At 69.0% G+C, this 17,473-nt stretch carries 19 protein-coding genes; 12 read left to right on the plus strand and 7 right to left on the minus strand.

The genetic code is table 11. The annotated features are described in order from the left end of the window. Nucleotides 1-82: 82 nt before the first annotated feature. The 3 genes from ABZ909_RS10005 to ABZ909_RS10015 are packed head-to-tail and all read right to left on the minus strand — an operon-like array spanning nt 83 to nt 3,674. Nucleotides 83-1,345: a glycosyltransferase family 4 protein gene (locus tag ABZ909_RS10005; RefSeq protein ID WP_356997483.1), complete on the minus strand. Its 1,263-nt coding sequence runs from the start codon at nt 1,343-1,345 to the stop codon at nt 83-85. Beyond that, the gene (locus ABZ909_RS10010) at nt 1,342-2,895 is read right to left on the minus strand and encodes a glycoside hydrolase family 57 protein (protein ID WP_356997485.1); all 1,554 of its coding nucleotides are present in this window, start codon (nt 2,893-2,895) and stop codon (nt 1,342-1,344) included. The genes ABZ909_RS10005 and ABZ909_RS10010 overlap by 4 nt, the downstream gene beginning before the upstream one ends. After that, nucleotides 2,892-3,674 carry a class I SAM-dependent methyltransferase gene (locus ABZ909_RS10015; RefSeq protein ID WP_356997487.1) on the minus strand — a complete coding sequence of 261 codons (783 nt, stop codon included), beginning with the start codon at nt 3,672-3,674 and terminating at the stop codon, nt 2,892-2,894. Before ABZ909_RS10015 ends, ABZ909_RS10010 begins: the two co-directional genes overlap by 4 nt. A 191-nt stretch (nt 3,675-3,865) precedes the next feature. Here ABZ909_RS10015 and ABZ909_RS10020 point away from each other — a divergent pair, with 191 nt between their 5' ends. The 3 genes from ABZ909_RS10020 to ABZ909_RS10030 all read left to right on the plus strand — a co-directional run bounded on the left by ABZ909_RS10020 (nt 3,866) and on the right by ABZ909_RS10030 (nt 6,400). Beyond that, nucleotides 3,866-4,651 carry an electron transfer flavoprotein subunit beta/FixA family protein gene (locus ABZ909_RS10020; RefSeq protein ID WP_326309084.1) on the plus strand — a complete coding sequence of 262 codons (786 nt, stop codon included), beginning with the start codon at nt 3,866-3,868 and terminating at the stop codon, nt 4,649-4,651. A 37-nt stretch (nt 4,652-4,688) separates the two neighbouring features. Further along, nucleotides 4,689-5,648, plus strand: a complete 960-nt coding sequence (locus tag ABZ909_RS10025) for an electron transfer flavoprotein subunit alpha/FixB family protein (protein ID WP_356997489.1) — start codon at nt 4,689-4,691, stop codon at nt 5,646-5,648. A 269-nt stretch (nt 5,649-5,917) separates the two neighbouring features. Continuing rightward, nucleotides 5,918-6,400, plus strand: coding sequence for a hypothetical protein (locus ABZ909_RS10030; RefSeq protein ID WP_356997490.1), 483 nt, complete (start codon nt 5,918-5,920; stop codon nt 6,398-6,400). A 13-nt stretch (nt 6,401-6,413) separates the two neighbouring features. Here ABZ909_RS10030 and ABZ909_RS10035 read toward each other — a convergent pair whose 3' ends face one another. Then, nucleotides 6,414-7,742, minus strand: coding sequence for an FAD-dependent monooxygenase (locus tag ABZ909_RS10035; RefSeq protein WP_356997492.1), 1,329 nt, complete (start codon nt 7,740-7,742; stop codon nt 6,414-6,416). Between the two features lie 47 nt (nt 7,743-7,789). Between ABZ909_RS10035 and ABZ909_RS10040 the strand changes: the two genes are divergently transcribed. After that, complete coding sequence (locus tag ABZ909_RS10040; protein ID WP_356997494.1) at nt 7,790-8,302, plus strand: CGNR zinc finger domain-containing protein; 513 nt, start codon at nt 7,790-7,792, stop codon at nt 8,300-8,302. Between the two features lie 60 nt (nt 8,303-8,362). Then, nucleotides 8,363-9,304 carry an aminoglycoside phosphotransferase family protein gene (locus ABZ909_RS10045; RefSeq protein WP_356997496.1) on the plus strand — a complete coding sequence of 314 codons (942 nt, stop codon included), beginning with the start codon at nt 8,363-8,365 and terminating at the stop codon, nt 9,302-9,304. A 16-nt stretch (nt 9,305-9,320) separates the two neighbouring features. Here ABZ909_RS10045 and ABZ909_RS10050 read toward each other — a convergent pair whose 3' ends face one another. After that, nucleotides 9,321-9,761, minus strand: a complete 441-nt coding sequence (locus ABZ909_RS10050; protein WP_356997497.1) for a DUF1707 domain-containing protein — start codon at nt 9,759-9,761, stop codon at nt 9,321-9,323. A gap of 74 nt (nt 9,762-9,835) precedes the next feature. Continuing rightward, entirely contained in the window at nt 9,836-10,426 is a 591-nt protein-coding gene (locus tag ABZ909_RS10055; protein WP_356997498.1) for a TetR/AcrR family transcriptional regulator, read from the minus strand. Between the two features lie 76 nt (nt 10,427-10,502). On the opposite strand from ABZ909_RS10055, the gene ABZ909_RS10060 reads away from it, so the two are divergent. Both ABZ909_RS10060 and ABZ909_RS10065 read left to right on the plus strand, forming a co-directional pair. After that, nucleotides 10,503-11,288: an SDR family oxidoreductase gene (locus ABZ909_RS10060; RefSeq protein ID WP_356997499.1), complete on the plus strand. Its 786-nt coding sequence runs from the start codon at nt 10,503-10,505 to the stop codon at nt 11,286-11,288. Next, a complete protein-coding gene (locus ABZ909_RS10065) occupies nt 11,285-11,776 on the plus strand; it encodes an SRPBCC family protein (protein ID WP_356997500.1) in 492 nt (163 codons plus the stop codon). The genes ABZ909_RS10060 and ABZ909_RS10065 overlap by 4 nt, the downstream gene beginning before the upstream one ends. 10 nt (nt 11,777-11,786) lie before the next feature. On the opposite strand, the gene ABZ909_RS10070 is transcribed toward ABZ909_RS10065, so the two are convergent. Continuing rightward, entirely contained in the window at nt 11,787-12,647 is an 861-nt protein-coding gene (locus ABZ909_RS10070; RefSeq protein ID WP_356997904.1) for a LysR family transcriptional regulator, read from the minus strand. A 112-nt stretch (nt 12,648-12,759) separates the two neighbouring features. Between ABZ909_RS10070 and ABZ909_RS10075 the strand changes: the two genes are divergently transcribed. The 5 genes from ABZ909_RS10075 to ABZ909_RS10095 all read left to right on the plus strand — a co-directional run bounded on the left by ABZ909_RS10075 (nt 12,760) and on the right by ABZ909_RS10095 (nt 17,469). After that, entirely contained in the window at nt 12,760-14,055 is a 1,296-nt protein-coding gene (locus ABZ909_RS10075) for an NAD(P)/FAD-dependent oxidoreductase (protein WP_356997502.1), read from the plus strand. 79 nt (nt 14,056-14,134) lie between these two features. Continuing rightward, nucleotides 14,135-14,509, plus strand: a complete 375-nt coding sequence (locus tag ABZ909_RS10080) for an ABC transporter permease (protein ID WP_356997503.1) — start codon at nt 14,135-14,137, stop codon at nt 14,507-14,509. A 70-nt stretch (nt 14,510-14,579) separates the two neighbouring features. Then, entirely contained in the window at nt 14,580-15,269 is a 690-nt protein-coding gene (locus tag ABZ909_RS10085; protein ID WP_356997504.1) for an SDR family oxidoreductase, read from the plus strand. Then, the gene (locus ABZ909_RS10090; RefSeq protein ID WP_356997505.1) at nt 15,266-16,312 is read left to right on the plus strand and encodes an S-adenosylmethionine:tRNA ribosyltransferase-isomerase; all 1,047 of its coding nucleotides are present in this window, start codon (nt 15,266-15,268) and stop codon (nt 16,310-16,312) included. The genes ABZ909_RS10085 and ABZ909_RS10090 overlap by 4 nt, the downstream gene beginning before the upstream one ends. A 308-nt stretch (nt 16,313-16,620) precedes the next feature. Further along, nucleotides 16,621-17,469: a GNAT family N-acyltransferase gene (locus ABZ909_RS10095; protein WP_356997507.1), complete on the plus strand. Its 849-nt coding sequence runs from the start codon at nt 16,621-16,623 to the stop codon at nt 17,467-17,469. Nucleotides 17,470-17,473: the final 4 nt, after the last annotated feature.

Here is a 17,473-nt window from a genome sequence, read left to right on the forward strand (position 1 = left end):
CCGACAGTCCATTGACCCCGAATTAGAACTCGTTCCAATTCGGGGCGTAGGGATGTCCCAGGGTGAATTCGAGCCCGGGGGCTCAGTACGGCTGGTTCGGGTCGCGCTCGGGGAGCGGGCGTTCCGCGATCACGGGACGGCCGAGCGGTGTCCGGACCCGGCGCTTGGCGGCCTGGTAGACCAGGGCGGTCTCCTCGGCGACCACGTCCCAGGCGAAGTCGGCGGTCAGCCGCTCGCGGGCGGACCAGGCGCGATCCTGGGCGGCGGCGGGGTCGTCGAGCACCGAAATCACCGCGTCCGCAACGCCGTTCACGTCGGCCGGTTCGAAGGAGGCGCCGGTGACGCCGTCGGTGACCAGGTCGCCGAGCCCACCGGCGGTGGAGGTGACCAGTGGCGTGCCCGCAGCCGCCGCCTCCAGCGCGACGATGCCGAAGGGCTCGTAGCGGCTGGGCAGCACGATGGCATCGGCGCTGTGCAGCCAGCCGAGCAGATCGGTGTGATCGAGCTTGCCCACGAAGTTGACCGCCCGCGCCACCCGATGCGCGCGGGCCCGCTCACGCAGCCAATCGAATTGGGTGCCGATACCGGCCACCGTCAGGGTCGTGCCCGGGTGCGCCTTGCGGATCCGCGGCAGCGCGGCAATAGCGTCCTGGATGCCCTTCTCGTATTCCAGCCGGCCCACGTACAGCAGCCGCGGCGGACCGGAGCGCGGCGCGCGCTCACGGAAGGTCCACGCGCCCACGTCGATACCGTTGCGGATCACCGTCATCGGCACCCGCTCGGCACCGTAGAGCCGGTGCACCTCGTCCTTCATGGACTCCGAACAGGTGATGAGCGCGTCGGATTCGTGCGCCAGCCACCACTCCACCGAGTGCACCTGCCGATTCACCCGTCCCGACACCCAGCCGCTGTGCCGGCCCGCCTCGGTGGCATGAATGGTGGAAACCAGTGGCACGTCGTAATACTCGGCCAGCGTGATGGCCGGGTGTGCGACCAGCCAGTCGTGCGCGTGCACGACGTCCGGCGTCCAGCCCTCGCCGATGCCGGGCTTGTTCAGCGCGATGCCGGCCCGCACCATGGCGTGCCCCATGGCCAGCGTCCAGGCCAGCATGTCCTCGCCGAAATCGAACGACGGCGGATCCTCGGCGACCGCCACCACCAGCACGCCCTCCTCGATGAAGGAGTGCGTCGGGTGGGTGGTGGCGTCGGTGCCCATCGGACGGCGCGCCAGCACGACGACTTCGTGCCCGGCGGCGGCCAGTTCGACGGCGAGGTGATGCACGTGGCGGCCCAGCCCACCGACTACGACGGGTGGGTACTCCCACGACACCATCAAGATCTTCATGCGGGTCCTTCTGCAGCGGGGCCGAGCCTGCGCGCATCGAGCGCGGGGAAGAGTCCGTCGGCCGCGTACCATCCTGCCGCCAACTGGCCCGCTTTGGCGAGTTGCCCGGCCGCCACCGCCGCGGCGATCTCGCGCACGGCGTGGGCGTGTTCATGGGCGCGGTCACGCGCGTATCCGGCCGCGGAATCCTTCGACACCATGAACGCCCAGTCGCTGGAGACGGCGAGGATCGCCTCCCGCAGCAGTTGGTCGGCAACCGTGTCGCGGAGCCCGAATCGGTCGCTGTACAGCGACCCGGCGTCCACCCGCATCTTGTCGAGGGTGTCCAGGGCCAGCCGCACCACCTCGGTGTTGAGCTCGACCAGATCCGCGACCTGGTCCCCGGCCCACACCCGCCAGTCCTTGCCCGAACCCCAGGAGGAGTCGGCCAATTCGACGCGTTCGCCCACGTAACCACGGGCCCGCGCATCGGCGAGCGTGCCGACGGTGACCCCCGCCTCGGGCAGCGCGCGCAGCACCTGTTCGAGCCACTGCGGGCCCTCGTGCCACCAGTGCCCGAACAGTTCGGTGTCGAATGCGGCCACCACCAGCGCCGGGCGACCGATTCGTTCCGACTCCGAGATCAGCCGCTCCCGCACGGTCGCCACGAAGTCCGCGACGTCCTTCTCGATGGCCGCGGCGGCGAGTTCGGGATCATAGGGGGCCTTGTCGGGGCCCGCGACGGTCTTGCCGGTGACGCGCGCCGGCTTCAGTCCGGTGGCGTGATCGTAGTGATGGAAATCACGGTAGTAGGGCTGCCCCGGGTACCCGGATTTCGGCGACCACACCCGGTAGCTGACCGTCAGATCGCGGCCGAACGCCACCACATCCGAATCCCACACCGGCCGCCCGAGCGTGGTGTCACCGCGCAGTGCGGGACCGTCCACCATGAAGTGCGAGATGCCGACCTTGTCGTAGGTCTGTTCCATCCCGGGCGTGAACCCGCACTCGGGGGCCCAGATGCCGGCGGGCGTGTGCCCCCATCGGGCCCGCGCGTCCGCCAGTCCCTCGGTCAGTTCGTACTCGCGCAGCCGCGGATCCAGCAGCGGCTGGAACGGATGCGACAGCGGCCCGCCCAGCAATTCGATGGCTTCGGCGTCGATGAGCTCGCGCCACACCGGCGAGGACCCGTGCATCCAGCGCGTTTCGAAATCGTCGAGAGCCGTTGTGGCGAGCCGGTGTTCGTGCCCGCCGAGCGCGGTATTGCCCGCCATGGACGCCTCGTCGGCGCGTAGCCGCCAGTTGCCCAGCCAGTGGTGCATGCCCTTCAGGCAGTGCGGGTCATCCAGCTGCGCCGCCAGCACCGGCGTGATCCCCAGGCTGATCAGGTGCGAACGGCCCTCGGCCGCAAGGGTTCTCAGCACCTTGGCCACGGGCAGGTAGGACGCCGCCCACGACTGGTACAGCCACTCCTCGCCGACCGGCCAGCGCCCGTGATGGGCCAGCCACGGCAGATGTGAGTGCAGGACCAGCGTGAACTGTCCCGGCACCGGGGAAAGCTTGTCCGTCACGGCTTCACCGCGACGGCCAGCAGATCCAGGCTGGCGTCGATATTCCGCTCGGTGCCGGCGACCAGTTCGAAATCGTCGATGCGCACGGCGGCCACGTCCGCCGCCAGCTCCGCCGGCCACGGCTCGCCCGCCAGCGCCCGCTCGATCTGCGCGTCGATGATCGACCCGCCCCACTTCGCGTCCAGCGCCACCAGTTCGGGCCCGTGGAAGATGCCGGCCATGAGCTCCACGGTGAAACCGGCCTCGACGAGAAGTTCGGTCATCTCGGCGGCGTTCAGCTCACGCGTGTGAAAAGGGTTGAGCGGCGTATCGCGTCCGGGGGAGAAGGTGATCCGGTTGGGCGTGGAGATCAGCAGCTTGCCGCCGGGCCGCAGCACCCGCAGGCATTCGCGCAGGAACTGCGCCTGGTCCCAAAGGTGCTCGATCACTTGGAAGTTCACCACGATGTCGACCGAGGCGTCGTCGAGCGGCAGCTCGGCCAGGTTGCCCTGCACCATCCGCACCCGCGGGTACTTGGCGCGCACGTGCGCCACCGCGCTGTCGTCGTAGTCCAGGCCGGTGACCTGCGCGGCGACGCCGGCGATCATATTGGCGCCGTAGCCTTCTCCGCTGCCGGCCTCGAGCACGACCTTGCCCGCGCAGTGCTCCAGCATGCGCACGTAGGCGATCTCGTGCCGCCGGAACCAGTAGTTCTCCTCGGCGATGCCGGGCACCGTCCGCTCACCGGTCAAAGGCAAGGGATCGGTGGGGTTTTCAACAGGACTCACGGCCTCGCTCATTGCTCCGACGTTAGCGGTTGTCCATATCACACCCGCGACCGGATCAGCCGATGCAGAAAGTCACACGCTAAGTTACCCACGAGTAACTTAACGTAGGGTAATCTCCCGGACGAGCTACTTGTGGACGTACGTGACGAACTCGTGCGACCGCCATACCCAGTGCCACCAGAACAGGAGGTCGACGAAGACCAATGCCGAACATCGTCGTACTGATCAAGCAGGTTCCCGACACCTGGTCCGAGCGCAAGCTGACCAGCGGTGACTACACCCTCGACCGCGAGGCCGCCGACGCCATCCTCGATGAGATCAACGAGCGCGCCGTCGAGGAGGCGCTGTTGATCAAGGAGGCGCAGGGCGGCGAGGTCACCGTGCTGGCCGCAGGCCCCGACCGGGCCACCGAGGCCATCCGCAAGGCCCTCTCCATGGGTGCGGACAAGGCCATCCACATCAACGACCCGGCCATCCACGGCTCCGACGCCGTGCAGACCGCCTACATCCTGGCCGCCGCGCTGGGCCAGATCGAGGGTATCGAGCTGGTCATCGCGGGCAACGAGGCCACCGACGGTCGCGCCGGCGCCGTTCCGGCCATCATCGCCGAGTACCTGGGTCTGCCGCAGCTGACCCACCTGCGCAAGCTCACCGTCGACGGCGAGCGCATCGCCGGCGAGCGTGAGACCGACGAGGGCGTGTTCAAGCTCGAGGCCACTCTTCCGGCCATCGTCTCGGTCACCGAGAAGATCAACGAGCCGCGCTTCCCGTCCTTCAAGGGCATCATGGCCGCCAAGAAGAAGGAAGTTCAGACCTTCACCCTGGCGGATCTGGGCGTCGACCCGGAGACCGTGGGCGTTGCGAACGCCGGCACCCAGGTGACCGGTGTGACCCCGAAGCCGGCGCGCACGGCGGGCGAGAAGATCGTCGACGAGGGCGAGGGCGGCAACCAGATCGCCACCTACCTGGTCGGCCAGAAGATCATCTAAAGCCCCCGAGCCCAACGACTTTCAGGAGATAGAAAAAATGGCAGAAGTTTTGGTGCTCGTGGAGCACGCTGACGGTGCGCCCAAGAAGGTGACCACCGAACTCCTCACCGCCGCTCGCTCGCTCGGCACCCCGGCCGCCGTCGTGGTCGGCCCGGCCGGCACCGCCGACAAGCTGGGTGACGCCCTGGCCGCCGCCGGCGCCGAGAAGATCTACGTCGCCGAGGGCGACGACGCCGAGGGCTTCCTCGTCACCCCCAAGGTCGACGTGCTCGCCGGCCTGTCCGAGTCCGCCGCCCCGGCCGCGATCCTGGTCGCCGCCACCGCGGAGGGCAAGGAGGTGTCGGGTCGCCTGGCCGCCCGCATCGGTTCCGGTCTGCTGATCGATGCCATCACCGTGAACGGTGACGGTTCGGTGCAGCACTCCATCTTCGGTGGCGCGTTCACCGTGGACGCCAAGGCCACCGGCGACGTGCCGGTGATCTCGGTGCGCCCGGGCGCCGTCGAGGCCGCCCCGCAGGCCGCCGCCGGCGAGAAGGTCGTCGTCGAGCTGCCCGCGCAGGAAGAGGGCGTCACCAAGGTCGTCTCGCGTGAGCCGAACGTGGGCGGCGACCGCCCCGAGCTCACCGAGGCCGCGATCGTGGTCTCCGGTGGCCGTGGTGTCGGCTCGGCCGACAACTTCGGCAAGGTCGTCGAGCCGCTGGCCGACGCCCTCGGTGCCGCCGTCGGTGCCTCCCGCGCCGCGGTCGACTCCGGCTACTACCCGGGCCAGTTCCAGGTCGGTCAGACCGGTAAGACGGTCTCCCCGCAGCTGTACATCGCCCTCGGCATCTCCGGCGCCATCCAGCACCGCGCCGGCATGCAGACCTCGAAGACCATCGTGGCCGTCAACAAGGACGAAGAGGCCCCGATCTTCGAGATCGCGGACTACGGCATCGTCGGCGACCTGTTCAACGTCGCCCCGCAGCTCACCGAGGCCGTGAAGGCCCACAAGGGCTGAACGCCCCTGCGGTGAAACGCAATCGGCTGTCCCCCGGCCCGAGCGGCCGGGGGACAGTCTTGTGTCCGGCCGGTGCCCGGTCGGTGCGATCCTCGGCGGGCGCGGTTCGGTACGGTCCGGTCGCGGCATCGAAAGGCATTGCACCAGGCCGGTTCTCATTACCGCTGCGTCGCGGCGGAATCCAGCCGATCGAAAGGCTGATATCCAGATATCAGAGGGGGAGGTGGGAGCTGTTGCCCGGGTGGCGCGGGGTCAGGCAGGCTTGGCCGGTGCTTGGGCGATTCGATCCGCGGCGGCGGCAGGTGGAGGCGGTTGCCGTCGAGAAGGTCGAGACGGCGGGGGACGCCTATCTGGCGGGGATTGTCGCGGGCTTGCATTTCGATCTGGCCGAATGGCTGGGGACGGACGCGCCGCCGAAGGTGTTCGATCGGGTTTCCGTGGCGTTGGATGTGCAGTTCACGTCGGTGGTGACGACCGGGGAGCCGGTGGACCGGGAGACTTTTCTGACGGGGCTGTGGGGTGCGCGGAATGCGGTGGCGGGGTTGGAGATCGAGGTTTCCGAGGTGCGGGAGATCGCTCGGAGCGGTCACCTGATCGTGGTCAGGTTCGTGGCGGAGAATTCGGTTGGTGGGGTCGGGACACGGCGATCGGTCACGGCGGTCCTGGTCACCGATGGACGCACCTACCTCTGGCGGACCGTCCACGAAACCGCGATGCCGGATACCGAAAGTCCCTCTCCCGCAGCGGGGTAGCTCAGCGGGCGACTCATCCGTAGACGCGGGCCGCGATGTGGCCGTCCGGGCGGATCAGCAGCGCGGTGGTGGGGGAGAGGTCGCACGACTTCCGGAGTTGTTCGGGGAGTTGGGATCCCGTGAGGAGAACGTGGCCGGGGCCGACCAGGTCCAGGGTGGAGCGGCCGTCGGGGAGCCAGGCGTGGGGGAGGCGGGCGCCGACGGCCGCTGACGGCGTGTAGGCGCCGGTGGCGATCGTCGTGCCGGTGTCGAGGTAGGTGGTCCCGAGCAGGAGTTCATCGTCGATGCGATAGCTGCCGCGGTTGCGGGCGTTCGCGGTGGAGGTGTCGATGACCTGACGAGCGAGTGGGCGGCGCTCGGATTCGTACGTGTCGAGCAGGGATCCGGGGGACGCGCCCGTCAGGACGGCGGCCAGTTTCCATGCGAGGTTGTCGACGTCGCCAATGCCTACGTTCATGCCATGGCCGCCGGTGGGCGGGATTGCGTGCGCGGCATCGCCGGCGAGCAGTACCCGGCCGGATCGGTAGGCGGCGGCCAGCCGCGCGTCCATGCGCCAGGTCGCGGTATCCCGGATGGTGATCTCCAGATCGGGTAGGCCGGTTCCTCTTCGTATGAGGGCCGTCAGGTCGAGGTCGCCGGGTTGCCTGCCCTGGAGCGGATGCTGGTAGATCCACTGGCGGTCGTTGTCGATGGCCAGGAATCCGCCGCCGCCGGTGAGGAAGTAGGAGGCACTCGCTCGATCCGCGACCAGTTCGCCCAGGGGTGCGTCGAAGCGGACGCTGAGGAATTCGTTCAGGCCGGTCGGGCCGTCCATGGTGATGCCGGCGCCGACTCGGACGGTACTGTGCGCACCGTCGCAGCCGATCAGCCAATCCGCTTGCAGCGTGGACTCTTCCCCGGTGTGCTCATCGCGCACGGTCGCGGTCACTCCGGGATCGGACTGCTCGTACGAGATCAGTCGCACGCCCCGCCGCACCGTATCGCCCGCGTGTGCGGACAGGACTCGCTCGAGCGCGTCCTGGGAGCAGACCAGGCCGGGTGTGGGCGTGTGGCCGGTGTCGTCCGAAACCGGCAGGGTGCGAACGTAATCCGGATCGTCGAGGGTGCGGCCGCGGAAGAACGCGACATGGTCGGCGGGCAGTCCCGCCGAGCGGATCTCCGCCTCGAGTCCGAGCCGTCGGAAGATCTCCATCGAGCGGGCCGAGATGCCCCGCGCTTTCGGGTGCGGGGACGGCTCGGTGCGGGCCTCGATGACTCGATGATCAATTCCCATCCGTGACAACAGGATCGACAGTGTCAGCCCGACGGGGCCGCCGCCGATCGCCAGTACCGAGGTACGCATCATCCTCCTGTAACGCCAATTATTTAGATTGACGTTACACTGTCGGAGTGGCGGATGACCAGAACCCGAGAGGGCTGTACTTCCTGGCCGACTTGGCGAATGCCGTGCGGGCCGGCAGCAGGGACGACGAGGTGCGGCGCATCCTGAGGGGGCATCGCGCGCCGGAACGCTATATCTCCGCCGAGCCCGCCGAGATCCGCCCCGCGGCCGCCCGGATAGCCGACATCCTCGATCTCGCGGAGCCCGATGCGGCGGCACATGCCATCAATGCCCTGCTGGCCGACTACCCCGCGCGCCCGACGCTCGTCCAATTCCCCGGTCGCCCATGGTCGATGCACTCACGCCCGCCGGAGGACGCCGATCCCGAATATTGGCTGCTGTCGAAGGCGGCGCTGGCGCTCGGCCTGTGGTTGAGCGATCGTGGCCGATGCGCCTGGGGGCGCTGTGCCGCCCCCGACTGTGGCCGCTTCTTCATCGATACCGGACGTCGGCAACCGCAGAAGTACTGCGGCACCACCTGTGCCACGAGAACCAGGGTGGCCGCGCACCGCCGGCGTTGATACCGGGCGACTCGGTCAAATGAATTGCCCGTCCGTTCCGCGGTGCGGCAGGCTGGACCGATGCCGATCTCACTGCCGTCCGACGTCGCCGAGAATATCGCTGACAGCTTCGGCGAGCGGGGGCCGGAGTGGCTGGCCGCGCTGCCGGGGGTGGTCGAGCAACGGTGTGCGACCTGGGGGTTGGAGGTCATCGGGGACAGCTTCGGTGGTGGGACGCACTCGTGGGTCGCGCCAGTGCGGCGTGTGGACGGCTCGGTCGCCGTCCTGAAGGTGCCGGTCGTCGACGAGGAGAACTACGGGGAGCCGACCGGGCTGTACTGCTATGGCGGGGATGGGGCGGTGCGGTTGTACGAGTTCGATCCGAGGACCGGGGCGATGCTGCTCGAGTGGGCGCGGCCGGGGACGGAGCTGCTGTATCAGCCCGGGTTTCCGAGTCTCGAGGGGCGGCCGGAGAACAGTGCCAAGGTCGAACAGGCGTGCCGGTTGTATCGGCGGCTGCGCCGGGAATCGGTCGCGGTGCCGGGCGGGTTCCCGGCCCTGCCGACGGCCTCCGGGATGGTGGCCGAATGGGAGGGGATGTTCGTCGAGTCGGAAGCCGGTGTGGCCGAGGTGATTCCGGCGCACCTGCTGGATCGGGCGGCGGAGCGGTGCAGTGAGCTGGCGGCGCCGGATGGGCCGCTGCTGGTGGTGAATCGGGATACCCATCTGGGCAATATCGTTGCGGCGGAACGGGAGCCGTGGCTGCTCATCGATCCGAAGGCGTATCTGGGGGAGGCGGCGTTCAATGCCGGGTTCCTGGTGATGATCCAGGTGCAGAGCGATCCGACGCCAGAGCATGCCCGTGCGGTGGTCGAGCGAACGGCGGCAGGGTTGGAGGTGCGCGCCGATCGGGCGCGTGCCTGGGCGTTCATGCGGTCGATGGAGGAGATCGTGTGGGCCGTCGAGGACGAGGAGCCCGAGGACCTGCGGTTGCATCTCGCGGTCGCGACCGCGTTGGCCTGATCGTGGCGGCCGAAACCTACAGCGGCCGGTACCGTTCGCGGGCCGCCCGCCGCCGCTGCACATCGCGTTCGACCACCATGCCGATGGAGGTGGGAATGAGCAGTGCGAGTCCCCACGGCACCGCAACCCAGATCGGCCAGAAGTAGCCCATCCCGGTGGCCAGCCAGATCACCACGCACATGAGGTTCACGAAAACCCACGGCGCCCAGATGATCTTGACCCAGATCGGCACGCTGCCGCTGTCGCCGGCACGGCTCGCGGGCCGTCCCGGACCCCGTGGGGCCGGTAGGTCGGACATGATCGGCGCCAGTTCCCCGTAGGTCCGGGCCGAGTACACCTGCTGCAATCGTTCGTCGAACTCGTGCAGCGTGATGCGCCCCTCGCCCATGGCCACGCGTAGCCGGTCGACGATCTGTTCGCGGTCCCGGTCGGAGGCCCGCATGTTCTCCTGCCCCACGATGCCAGGGTAATTCGGTTCCGCCCGATGTGTCGGCGGTATTCGGCCGGGCGGCCGCGGCTTTCGCGCCGCGGTCAGGTGTCGGCGAGCAGTCCGGCGAGGCCCGCCACCAGCGCCCGGGCGTCGGAGCGGGCGGTCGCGGCCCACGGCGCGCTCGGTTTGTGGATACGCAGGGAGGCCACCCCGTGCACGGCGCACCAGATGCGCAGAGCGGTGGCGCGGCGGGCCTGCGGGTCGGTGTCGGGCAACAGCCGGGCCAGGCGATCGAGCAGATCCAGCCCGGGGCCCTCGCCCTCGGTATCGAGCGGATCGGGCCGCTCGAACAGCAATTGGTATGCGCCAGGGTGGTTTTCGGCCCAGGTCAGGTAGGCGCCGAGCAGGGCGTCGAGTCGTTCGGCGGGGCTCGCGGCTTCCGGGTCGGCGGCGTCGAGGTCGGCGCGCAGCCGGCCGAACAGCTCGGTGATCACCGCGTAGTTCAGCGCGTCCTGGGAGGCGAAGTGCATGTAGACGGCGCTGGGTGCGACGCCGCAGGCGCGGGCGATGGCACGCAGTGACGGCGCGGGCAGCGGCTGTGGTTCGAGCAGCAGGTCGATGGCCGCGGCGACGAGTTCGGCGCGCAGCCGCTCGCCTTCGCCGCGGGTTCGGCGCTGTCGGGTACCAGGCACGAAGTCCTCCTTGACAGAGATGACTGAACAGCTGTTAAGTATACATAGCTGAACATCTGTTCACCTAGGAGGAGAAATGACCGAGTGGTATCCGGCGACCGCGGTCGTCACCGGCGCGAGCAGCGGCATCGGCGCGGCCTTCGCCACCGCCCTGGCCGCCCGCGGCTGCGATCTGATCCTGGTGGCCCGGCGCGAGCCGCGGCTGCGGGACCTGGCGAAGGAATTGGAAGCCGCGCACGGGGTTTCGGTGCGCGTACTCGCCGCGGACCTCGCGGATCCGGCCGGCGTGTCCCGGGTCGCCGAGGTCTGCACCGATCCGCTGCATCCCGTCGGCATCCTGATCAACAACGCCGGTTTCGCCACCCACGGCGCGCTGGCCGACCATGCGGCCGGGAAGGTTCGCGAGGAGATCGCGGTGAATGTGGCCGCGCTGGCCGAACTCACCCACGCCGCGCTGCCGGCCATGGTGACCCGCGATCGCGGGGTGATCGTCAATATCGCCTCGACCGCGGCCTTCCAGCCGATTCCGTTCATGGCCGTCTACGGCGCGACCAAGGCCTTCGTGCTCTCCTTCACCGAGGCGCTGTGGGGCGAACTGGACGGGTCGGGCGTCACCGCGTTGGCGGTCTGCCCGGGCGCGACCGACACCGAATTCTTCGATGTGGCAGGCGAAGCGGCGAGTGTCGGCAGCCGGCAGACGCCGCAGCAGGTGGTGGCCACCGCCCTGCGGGCCCTGGATCGCCGCAACCCGCCGCCGAGCATCGTGTCCGGAACCGCCAATGCGGTCTCGTCGGGTCTGCCGCGAATCCTGCCCCGCCGCACCACCATCCGCGTGACCAGGCGTCTGGTGGGGTCGAAATGATGTTCGCGTTGCGCCCGAGCGAACTCGGCGATATCGATGCCATGCGCCTGCACCTGCACAGCGAGCGCACCGTGGCGGCCTCGGCCGCGCGCACCTTCGAGATCCTCGCCACGGGGGAGGGGCAGACCGAGTGGGCGAACGGCTATCGCGCCACCACCTGGTACTCGAATGCCCGTGCCGCGGGCGCGATCCGCGATATCCACCTGCGCTGGATCACCGTGCGGGAACGCTTCCTGGCCTGGGAGCCGGCCGCGCGCTTCACCTTCGGCGCGGACGCCATGTCGATTCCCTTGGCCCGCCGCATGATCGAGGACATCTCGTTCACGCAGATCGACGCCAGGCACTGCACCCTGACCTGGCAGGTCCATCTGGATCCGGCCCCGGCGCTCGCGCCGTTCGAGGCGCGGTTCGTGCGGTCGATGCTGACCCCGATGTTCGAGTCCTTCGCGGCCGGTCTCGCCGAGTTCGCCGCCGCGCATCCCGGTTAGGAGCGATGCGTCACGCGCAGTGCAGCGCCGCCAGCAGGGTGGTCACGATGGGGGAGGTGCGGCCCTCGCTGCGGGTCACGGCCGAGACCGGGATGCGCAGCGGGTGCCCCGTGAGCCGCAGGGTGGCGATGCCCTCGGTCTGGCTGTCGGCGTAGAGGATGGTCCAGGCGTCGGGCCGGTTGATGAGTTCCATGGTGGCGGTGTGGTCCGGCGGGATGGGCGGGCCGAAGACCGGCCCGGTGGGGAGATCGGCGAAGGCGGCCCGCACCACATTGTGGAGCAGGACCTGTTCCGACTCGGGCGGGAGCAGCAGCGGATAGGCCCCCAATTCCGCGAGGGTGACATCGCCGCCGCGCATGACCAGCGGGTGCGCGGTGGAGGTGGCGATGACCGGATCCTCGTCCCAGAGCTTCTCGACGGTCAGTCCGGGCTGGTCCACACTGCCCCGGATGAGAGCGAGGTCACAGTCGCCGTCGGCCACCGCCTGGATGCGCTGCCGGAAGGGCTTGATGACGAATTCGATCTCCGCACCCGGATGCGCCTCGCGCGCGCCGGCGATGGCGGACAGTGATCTAGTTGCGAAGCTCATGTTTGCCGCCAGGCGAATGCGCGGCCCGGAGGCCCGCACAGCTGCGCGAATGGCCGATTCCAGGCTCAGCATTTGCTTCGCAAGGGGAAGTAGCCGAGTGGTCGCGTCCGTCGGGACGACCGAGCGTGTGGACCGTTCGAAGAGGTTCACGCCGAGGTCGCGTTCCAGCCGGGCGATCTGATGACTGATAGCCGACTGCGAGATGAAGCATCGGCTCGCGGCCCGGCTGAAGCTCAGCTCCTCGCAGACCGCCACGAAGTAGGCCAGTTGGCGCAGCTCCACGGCATTCTCCAATTCATGATCAACGTAGATAAGAGTCATCTTGATTATGCGCCCTGACGCGTGGAACAACCGCGTTCCGAATCACGGTTAGTCATGACGGAAGGGAGCAGTCATGCAACACGTGGAGGCGGGTATCGAAACCGCCGATGTCGTCATCGTCGGATCGGGCTTCGGTGGTCTCGCCGCTGCGAAGCAGTTGAACAAGTCGGGTGTCCGCTACGTCCTGATCTCGGGTACGCCCGAGCACCTCTTCCAGCCACTCCTCTATCAGGTAGCGACGGGTGTGCTGGCTTCGGACGAGATCGCGCCTCCCATGGCCAATATCCTGCGCAACCACAAGAACGGCGAGGTGCGGCTGGGCAAGGTCACCGCCATCGACGCCCCCAATGCGGTACTCACCTATGAGACGTCCGAGGGTCCGCGCCGGATCCGGTATGGCAAGCTCATCGCCGCCACCGGCGCCAGCCAGTCGTACTTCGGCCGCGACGACTTCGCGGACAAGACGTTCTCGCTCAAGACCATCGACGACGCCCGCAACCTGCGCGCGCAGATCCAGCGCGTCTTCGAGCAGGCCAAGGATGCCGACCCCGAGACCCGCCGCCGGTTGCTGAGCTTCGTGGTGGTCGGCGCGGGCGCGACCGGTGTCGAGGTCGCCGGTCAGCTGAAGGAACTCGCGAAAAGGTATTACCACCAGGAGGACACCGTCACCCTGGTGGAGGGTGCGGGCGTGGTGCTGCCGCCCTTCGGCGGCGGGCTGTCGGAGTACGCCAAGGAGTCGCTGGAGCGCAGCGGCGTCGAGGTGCTGGTCGACACCTTCGTGACCGACATCGAGGACGGCAAGGTCACCGTCAAGAGCAAGGACGGTGTGGAGCGCCGCATCGCCGCCGAGACCGTGGTGTGGTCGGCGGGCGTGCAGGCCGGCGGCTTCGCCCAGGTGCTGGCCGAGGCCACCGGCTGCGAGACCGACCGCGCCGGACGTCTGCTCATCAACCCCGACTGCACCGTCGGCGGTCACGCCGACATCTTCGCCATCGGTGACATGACCTACCTCAACGGCTACCCCGGCCAGTCGCCGGTGGCCATGCAGGAGGGCCGCCACGTCGCCGACATCATCCGCGGCAAGCAGCCCGCGGCCACCCCGTTCAAATACTGGGACAAGGGCTCGATGGCGGTGATCAGCCGCTTCAGCGCGGTCACCAAGCTGAACGACAAGGTCAAGTTCACCGGCCTCATCGCCTGGGTGGCCTGGCTCGCGGTGCACATCTACTACCTGGTCGGCTTCCGCAACCGCTTCGCCGCGGTGTTGTCGTGGCTGGTCGCCTTCATCGGCAGCGGCCGGCCCGGCTTCAACGAGGTCGAAAAGGTTCCTGCCGCAAAGACTTCGGAGAAGGTGCCGGTAGCGGTCTGACCGCATGAACGAAACGAGCCGCCCGGCCATCGCGCCGGGCGGCTCGTTGCCGTTGCGGGGCAAGGTTAACCATGCGACCATGGCTGTTCCTACAACTCGATTGCTGGTGCTGGCGGTGGTCCGCATCGCGGTCATGGGCGCGGGTCTGGCGTCCGCGTCCTATGCGCTGGGTCTGTGGGCGCGCTCCGAGGACACCCTGGCCTCGCTGCTGAACTCGGTGTCGGTGCCGATCATGCTGCTGTCGGGCATCCTGCTGCCGATGACGGTGGGACCGAAGTGGCTGCAGGACGTCGCGAAGGTGAATCCGTTCTCGCACACCGTGGACGCGGCGCGGGCGCTGTTCCGCGGTGACTTCGGGGCGCACGAGGTCTATGTCGGCACCGCCGTCACCATCGTGGTCTCGCTGCTGCTGATCCTGGTCGCCTCCCGCAGCTTCGCAAGGGAGAACGCCTGACCCGGGCGGCTCTTCGCTTCCGGCGAAAAGTCATTGACCTGAACAGTGGTTCAGGTTTCACGATGGCTGTATGCCTGAAAACACGAAAAGGGCCCTGATCACCGGGGCGTCGGCGGGCTTCGGTCGGGCGGTCGCGCTCGCGCTCGCCGAACGGGATTGGGAGCTGATCCTGGTCGCTCGCGGCGCGGATCGGCTCGACAAGGTGCGGGTCGCGACCGGCGCGCACGCCATCGCGGGGGATGTCGCCGATCCGGCGGTGCGCGAGCGTATCGCCGAGGCCGTCGGCCCCGGCCGACTGGATCTGGTGCTCAACAATGCCAGCGCACTCGGCCCGAGCCCCCTCCCGACCCTGGATCGCTACCCGCTGGACGAACTCGCGGCCGTCCTGGACACCAATGTGATTGCACCCCTGGCGATTCTGCAGCTCACCCTGACCGCGCTCCGGGCCTCCGAGGGCGTGGTGGTGGACATCAGCTCCGACGCCGCTGTCGGCGGCTACGAGGGCTGGGGCGGTTACGGTGCCTCCAAGGCCGCGCTGGACCAACTCACCAACGTGCTCGCCGCCGAGAATCCCCGGCTGCGCATCTACAGCTTCGACCCCGGCGACATGCGCACCGAGATGCACCAGGCCGCCTTCCCCGGCGAGGACATCTCCGACCGCCCCGAGCCGGAAACCGTTGTGCCCGCACTGTTGCACCTCCTCGAGTCGCGCCCACCGAGCGGCCGCTACCTCGCGTCCGAACTGTCGGTGGCGTCATGACCCTCGGCCTGGAGGAGCTCGCGTTCACCCTGCCCGACGAGCTGTCGGCGACCAGCCCACCCGAGGCGCGCGGCCTGGCGCGTGACGAGGTCCGGATGCTGGTGTCCGACGCGGGGACGGTCACCCACGCGCGGTTCCGTGAGCTGCCGACGTTCTTGCGCGCCGGAGACCTTGTGGTGGTGAACAATTCGGCCATGCTCAGCGCCGCGGTGGACGCGCGGTACGGTGATGCGGCCGCGGTGCTGCACTTCTCGACCTGGCTCGACGACGGGCGCCGGGTGGTCGAACTGCGCGACCCGGCGGGCGTGCCGTGGCGCGGGCGGGCGCTGAAACCCGGTGCGCGCATTACCCTTCCGGACGACCACACCGCCATCGTGCGCACCCGTTGGCTGCCCGGCAGCGACCGCCTGTGGACCGCGGACATCGAAGCCGGGGCGGGGGCGGATGTGCGGGCGCTGCTCGCACGGTACGGCCGCCCGATCTCCTACTCCTACCTCGCGGGGCGATGGTCGGCCGCCTACTACCGGACGGTCTTCGGGTTCGAGCCGGGCAGTGCCGAAATGCCCAGTGCGGGGCGGCCTTTCACCGAGGCGCTGGTGACCGAGCTGGTCGCGGGCGGGGTGGGGTTCGCGCCGATCACGCTGCACACCGGGGTGTCCTCGCCGGAGTCCGGGGAGCCGCCCAGTCCGGAGCGGTTCGCGGTGCCGGAGATGACGGCGCGGCTGGTCAATGCCACGCACGCGGCGGGCGGCCGCGTGGTGGCGGTGGGGACCACGGTCACCCGGGCGCTCGAAACCGCCACCGCCGCGGACGGTCTGGTGCGTCCGATGGCCGGCTGGACCGAACTGGTGCTCGACGGCGATCGTCCCGCGCGGGCGGTGGACGGGCTGATCACCGGCTGGCACGCGCCGGGCGCCTCGCATCTGCATCTGCTCGAATCCGTGGCGGGCGGGGCCGTGGTCCGGGAGGCATACCGGGTGGCGCTCGACTCCGGGTATCTCTGGCACGAATTCGGCGATTCCGCCCTGCTCTTCCGGAACTGACCCGTCGTCGTTCCGGGAGTGGACCCCCGCGATGCTGAGGCTCGCACGGGGGCGTAGGCTGATTTCTTCCGCGTTGCCGACCACTCGCGGACGTGGGTCCGGGCTCGCCGCAACGTCTTCCGGGCTCGCTGCGCGGCCTTCCGGGGCCACCGGTACCCCGCCGGGATACGAGCATTTGTCCTGGTAGAGAACGTTGCGAGGCGGTCGGATGAACTCCCGGTGCGGTCTGCGTCGCGTTCACCGGACTGGCATCGGCAGGTAATCCGGCGGTCGCTCCAGCGCAGTCTGGGACTGGCTTGATCAAGCCTATGACCACCATGGCAGCGTCGAATTCCAGCCTGCTGGCAGCCGCGTCGAAGCCCGCCCCGGAAGCGCCCCGCACCACCGGACGGTCCCAGTACTCCCTGGTCGTCTCCTCCGATGCCGAGCACCGCGAGGCCGCACAGCGGCTGCGCTACCAGGTGTTCGCCAATGAGCCGGGCTTCACCATTCCCGACAACGGAACCGGCCTGGACGCCGACCGTTTCGACGACCACTGCGATCACCTGCTGGTGCGCGACGAGCTCACCGAGCAGTTCGTCGGCTGCTACCGCATGCTGCCCCCGGACAAGGTGACCGCCGCCGGCGGGTATTACACCGCCACCGAATTCGACCTGGCCGCACTGGATCCGGTCGGTCACCGGATCGTGGAGATGGGCCGCGCCTGCGTGGTGCCCGATCACCGCAACGGTTCGGTGCTGACGCTGATGTGGGCGGGCATCCTGCACTACATCCAGCTCACCGGATACGACTGGGTGATGGGCTGCGTGTCGGTGCCGATGCGGATGACGCCCGAGGACGAGCCCGGCGTGAACGTGCGCGGCGTGCGCGACATGCTGCTGCGCAAGCACGCGCTGGAGACGGAACGCCATGTGCGCCCGTACAACCCGGTGGTGGTGGACGGCCGCACCCTCGACGAACTGGAAGCCCCCGCCCGCCCCAAGCTGCCCCCGCTGCTGAGCGGCTACCTGCGCCTGGGCGCGCAGATCTGCGGCGAGCCCGCCCACGACCCGGACTTCGCGGTCGCCGACTTCGTCGCCCTGCTCGGCCTCGAGACCATCAATACCCGCTATCTGGAGCGCCTGCAGGGCGCGGCCAACAGCCTGGATGCCCGGTGATGCC

The sequence above is a fragment of the Nocardia sp. NPDC046763 genome, assembly GCF_040645495.1.
GTDB lineage: Bacteria > Actinomycetota > Actinomycetes > Mycobacteriales > Mycobacteriaceae > Nocardia.

Excerpts from the sequence above, each read along its gene's own strand:
- ABZ909_RS10015 (WP_356997487.1), bottom strand. The coding sequence starts at position 3,674 with ATGAGCGAGGCCGTGAGTCCTGTTGAAAACCCCACCGATCCCTTGCCT.
- ABZ909_RS10035 (WP_356997492.1), bottom strand. The coding sequence starts at position 7,742 with ATGCGTACCTCGGTACTGGCGATCGGCGGCGGCCCCGTCGGGCTGACA.
- ABZ909_RS10075 (WP_356997502.1), top strand. The coding sequence starts at position 12,760 with ATGCAACACGTGGAGGCGGGTATCGAAACCGCCGATGTCGTCATCGTC.
- ABZ909_RS10085 (WP_356997504.1), top strand. The coding sequence starts at position 14,580 with ATGCCTGAAAACACGAAAAGGGCCCTGATCACCGGGGCGTCGGCGGGC.
- ABZ909_RS10020 (WP_326309084.1), top strand. The coding sequence starts at position 3,866 with ATGCCGAACATCGTCGTACTGATCAAGCAGGTTCCCGACACCTGGTCC.
- ABZ909_RS10065 (WP_356997500.1), top strand. The coding sequence starts at position 11,285 with ATGATGTTCGCGTTGCGCCCGAGCGAACTCGGCGATATCGATGCCATG.
- ABZ909_RS10095 (WP_356997507.1), top strand. The coding sequence starts at position 16,621 with ATGACCACCATGGCAGCGTCGAATTCCAGCCTGCTGGCAGCCGCGTCG.
- ABZ909_RS10060 (WP_356997499.1), top strand. The coding sequence starts at position 10,503 with ATGACCGAGTGGTATCCGGCGACCGCGGTCGTCACCGGCGCGAGCAGC.
- ABZ909_RS10090 (WP_356997505.1), top strand. The coding sequence starts at position 15,266 with ATGACCCTCGGCCTGGAGGAGCTCGCGTTCACCCTGCCCGACGAGCTG.
- ABZ909_RS10005 (WP_356997483.1), bottom strand. The coding sequence starts at position 1,345 with ATGAAGATCTTGATGGTGTCGTGGGAGTACCCACCCGTCGTAGTCGGT.
- ABZ909_RS10080 (WP_356997503.1), top strand. The coding sequence starts at position 14,135 with ATGGCTGTTCCTACAACTCGATTGCTGGTGCTGGCGGTGGTCCGCATC.
- ABZ909_RS10025 (WP_356997489.1), top strand. The coding sequence starts at position 4,689 with ATGGCAGAAGTTTTGGTGCTCGTGGAGCACGCTGACGGTGCGCCCAAG.
- ABZ909_RS10045 (WP_356997496.1), top strand. The coding sequence starts at position 8,363 with ATGCCGATCTCACTGCCGTCCGACGTCGCCGAGAATATCGCTGACAGC.